The organism is Streptomyces sp. NPDC006309 (assembly GCF_040613095.1).
GTDB lineage: Bacteria > Actinomycetota > Actinomycetes > Streptomycetales > Streptomycetaceae > Streptomyces.
The window spans coordinates 70470-73787 of record NZ_JBEXRO010000033.1 but is presented as its reverse complement, the minus strand read 5'-3'; the positions used below and the strand labels follow the sequence as shown (position 1 = coordinate 73787).

The following is a 3318-nucleotide window of genomic DNA, read 5'->3' as shown; positions in this document are numbered from 1 at the left end:
GGCCGCACGGGACCGGTCCCGTGCGGCCCCGCCGCCGGTCAGCCGCGGGTCCACCGCCGGTTGGCGCCACCGGCCGAGGTGAGGGCCCAGGCGTGACGCAGACGGTCGGCACCGCTGGAGTTGTTCGTGGTCAGTGACAGGCCGGTGCCGGAGCCGTGCAGCGCCTCCATGCTGTACGTGTCACCGCTGCGCAGACCGGGCCAGTAGACGGACCCGATGCCCAGGGACCGGACGGTGTCCGTGTCGGCGCGCAGACAGCGCACGAAGTTGTCGGTGCCGGCGGCGTCGTCGTAGCGGAGCCCGGTGGTCATCGGGGCACCGAACTCGTCGAGGACGGTGCGCCCGGCGCAGCCGCCGATGCGGCTCTTCAGGTCCTTGACCCACTCGTCGTAGGTGTGGGTGCCCCAGAAACCGTAGTGGTGCAGGGACAGGTAGGTGCCGTCGAGGCGGGAGTCGGCGCAGACGGACGTGACGTTGTCGTTGTAACCCGTGCCGCTCACGAACACCCGGTCGCGGGGGACTCCGGGATGGTCGCCGAGCCAGCCCGCGGCGGTGTCGGCCCACGCCGAGGCGCTGTAGCCGAACGGCTCGTTCATCGGTTCGAAGTAGACCAGGCTGTTGTTGCCGTACTTGGCGGTGACGGTGTTCCACATGGACTTCCAGGCGGAGGTGTCATCGACCTTGCCGTCCTTGTGGGAGGGGCCCTCCCAGTAGCCGAGGACCACCTTGAAGCCCATGCCGGTGGCGGCGTCGACGGCGCCGGTGTACGCGTTCCACCAACCGGTGCCCACCGAGTACGGGTTGACGGGCAGCCGGACGGTATTGGCGCCGAGGTTGTTCCGGAAGCCGGTGAGGATCGCGGTGGCCTTGGCCTTGACGGTGGCGTAACCGTCGGACGTGCTCAGCCCGGAGGGCACCACCGGGTCGTCGGCGTAATTGTCGCGCGGGTCCGCCCAGTTGACGCCCTTGAACGCGGAGGTGCCGGCGGCGGCGGCCTGTGGCGCGGCGGTGAGGACGCCCAGTGGTGCGAGGGCCAGCGCGGCCAGGCCGCCGGCCAGGGCCCGCCGCCATGGCCGGCCGGAGCGGATACGGAGCATGGTGTTCCTCCAGGGGAGTGGGTGCTGGTGCCCGGCTGTCAGTCCCGTACGGGCTTCCCGCGGCCCCAGCCCCAGGCGAGGCGGTCGGCGCCGGAGCGGTTGGTGGTGGCCAGCCAGGGCCGGCCGGGGGCGCCGGTGAGCTCCTCCAGCGTGTAGGTGTCGCCGGTGCGCAGGCCCGGCCAGTAGACCGATCCCATGTGCAGCTCGCGGAAGGTGTCGGTGACCGCCTGGACGTAGTTGACGAAGTTGTTCGCGCCGTCGGGCCGGTTGTAGTCCAGGCCGGTGGTCATGGGAGCGCCGAACTCGTCGGCCACCGTCCGGCCGGCGCAGTCACCGATGCGTTCCTTGAGGTCCGCCACCCACTGGTCGTAGGTCGCGTAGTCCTTCCAGAAGCCGTAATGGTGCATGGACAGGTAGGTGCCGCGCAGGCGGGGGTCGGCGCAGACGGAGGTGACGTGGTCGTTGTAGCCGGCGCCGGAGACGAAGACGCGGTCGCGGGGGACGCTCCGGTAGGTGCCGAGCCAGTCGGCGGCGATGTCGGCCCACTGGGTGTCGGTGTAGCCGTGCGGCTCGTTCATCGGCTCGAAGTAGACGTGGGGGTCGGCCCGGTAGGCACGGACCACGGTGTCCCACATGGTCCGGTACGCCGCCGTGTCGTCGATCAGTCCGTCCTTGCGGGCGCCGGTGCCCTCCCAGTAGGAGAGGACCACCTTGAAGCCCTGGCGGCCGGCCGCGTCGATGACGGCGCGGTAGGACTTCCAGTACGGGCCGTTGACCGTGTAGGGGTTGACCGGCAGTCGCACGGTGTCCGCGCCGAGATTGGCGCGGAAGGCCGCTATGACCCGGGTCGCCTTGGCGAACGTCCGGGCGTAGGTGTCGGAGGTGGACAGCCCCGACAGGACGACCGGGTCGTCGGCGTAATTGTCGCGCGGGTCCGCCCAGTTCACGCCCTTGAACCGGCTGGAGTCCAGCGTGGGGTGCCCGGAGGCGGACGCCGGTGCGGAGACCGCCAGGGTTCCGGCGCTCACGACGAGGGCGGTCGCCGCCAGGAGGGCTCGGAACCGGCGGGTGGTGCGGGACGTGCGGACGCGTGTGCGCATGGCGGTCTCTCTCAGGTGCGGGGCGGGACGCGGATCTGCCGGCAGGCGAGCAGGCGGCAGGCGCGCCTGGCTTGGGGCTGGACGGCGGGGCCGGCGATGTTTACGCAAACATCAATGGCGAAGAGAGGCTTGCGCAGGCGGCCCCACCGCCTGCGGTGCCCGATGTTTACGTAAACTCTGAGCCGGAAGGGTGGCACCGGCCCCGGGGACTGTCAAGGTTTCCGACGCGTGACGCGGTGGGAGCCGGACGGCGGGGGAGCGGGCGTCTGCCGTGGCCCGGGGGGCGGGGCCGGTGCGGTGCTGCCCGGGCATGGGCGGGCGGCCACCGGGTCCGGTCGGCGGGACATGCCGTTGCGGGGGCGCCGCACCCGGGGTGCGGCGGCTGCGCCGGCCGTAGGTCACCCGGAGGCGGTGTCGGCCGGGCGTCGGGCTCGGGCCCCGGGTCCGAGTGCCGCGGCCCGGCCGGCGGGACACGCGCTACCGGGGGTGCCTGGGGGCGGTCCGCGCGGTTTGCGGTGGGGGAGTGTGCCGCTTCGTCGGTGGGGTCGGGGCGTCCGGCGTGGGGCGGCCGGCCGGGCGGTAGGTCACGGCGGTTGGGGGAGAGCGCCGCCTCGTCGGCGAGGCAGGGCGTCCGGCGTGGGGTGGCCGGCGGGGCCGTAGTGACCGGCGGTGGTGTCGGCCGGTCGCACGGGATCGGGCCGCGGGTCCGGCGTTGATGCGGGCCGAGTGGCGGGTCACGCCGTTGGGGGTCCGGCCGTGAGGGGGCGGCCGATGGAGCAGGCGCTACCGGCGCTGCCCGGGGCGGTTGGGGGAGAGCGCCGCTTCGTCGGCGAGGCCAGGGCGTCCGGCGTGCGGTGGCCGACCGGGCCATAGGTCACCGGGGGCGGTCGGGGGAGGGTGCCGGGATCGGGCGGGCGTTGATGCGGGCCGAGTGGCGGGGCATGCCGTGCGGGTCCGGCTGGGAGGGGGTCGATCGGTGGGGTAGGCGCTACCGTCTGGGAAAACCCCTGGTCAGGTGGGCTGTTCGGCTCTGGGGTGGCCCGCTCCGGCCATCTTTCGCGGTCACCGACCCCTCCGGGACCACCCGCCCCCGCGCCGCGCGGTGCCGGGGGCGGTTGGGG

The 3318-nt window shown here is 73.4% G+C and carries 2 protein-coding genes; both read right to left on the bottom strand.

All coding sequences use genetic code 11. The features are described 5' to 3' along the window. Positions 1 to 38 precede the first annotated feature (38 nt). Positions 39 to 1097: a cellulase family glycosylhydrolase gene (locus ABZ117_RS30920; protein WP_356825502.1), complete on the bottom strand. Its 1059-nt coding sequence runs from the start codon at positions 1095 to 1097 to the stop codon at positions 39 to 41. A 38-nt stretch (positions 1098 to 1135) separates the two neighbouring features. Further along, entirely contained in the window at positions 1136 to 2197 is a 1062-nt protein-coding gene (locus tag ABZ117_RS30915) for a cellulase family glycosylhydrolase (RefSeq protein ID WP_356825500.1), read from the bottom strand. Positions 2198 to 3318 lie beyond the last annotated feature (1121 nt).

What these genes read in the sequence shown, in the direction of transcription:
- ABZ117_RS30920 (WP_356825502.1), bottom strand. Translation starts at nt 1,097, where the DNA reads ATGCTCCGTATCCGCTCCGGCCGGCCATGGCGGCGGGCCCTGGCCGGC.
- ABZ117_RS30915 (WP_356825500.1), bottom strand. Translation starts at nt 2,197, where the DNA reads ATGCGCACACGCGTCCGCACGTCCCGCACCACCCGCCGGTTCCGAGCC.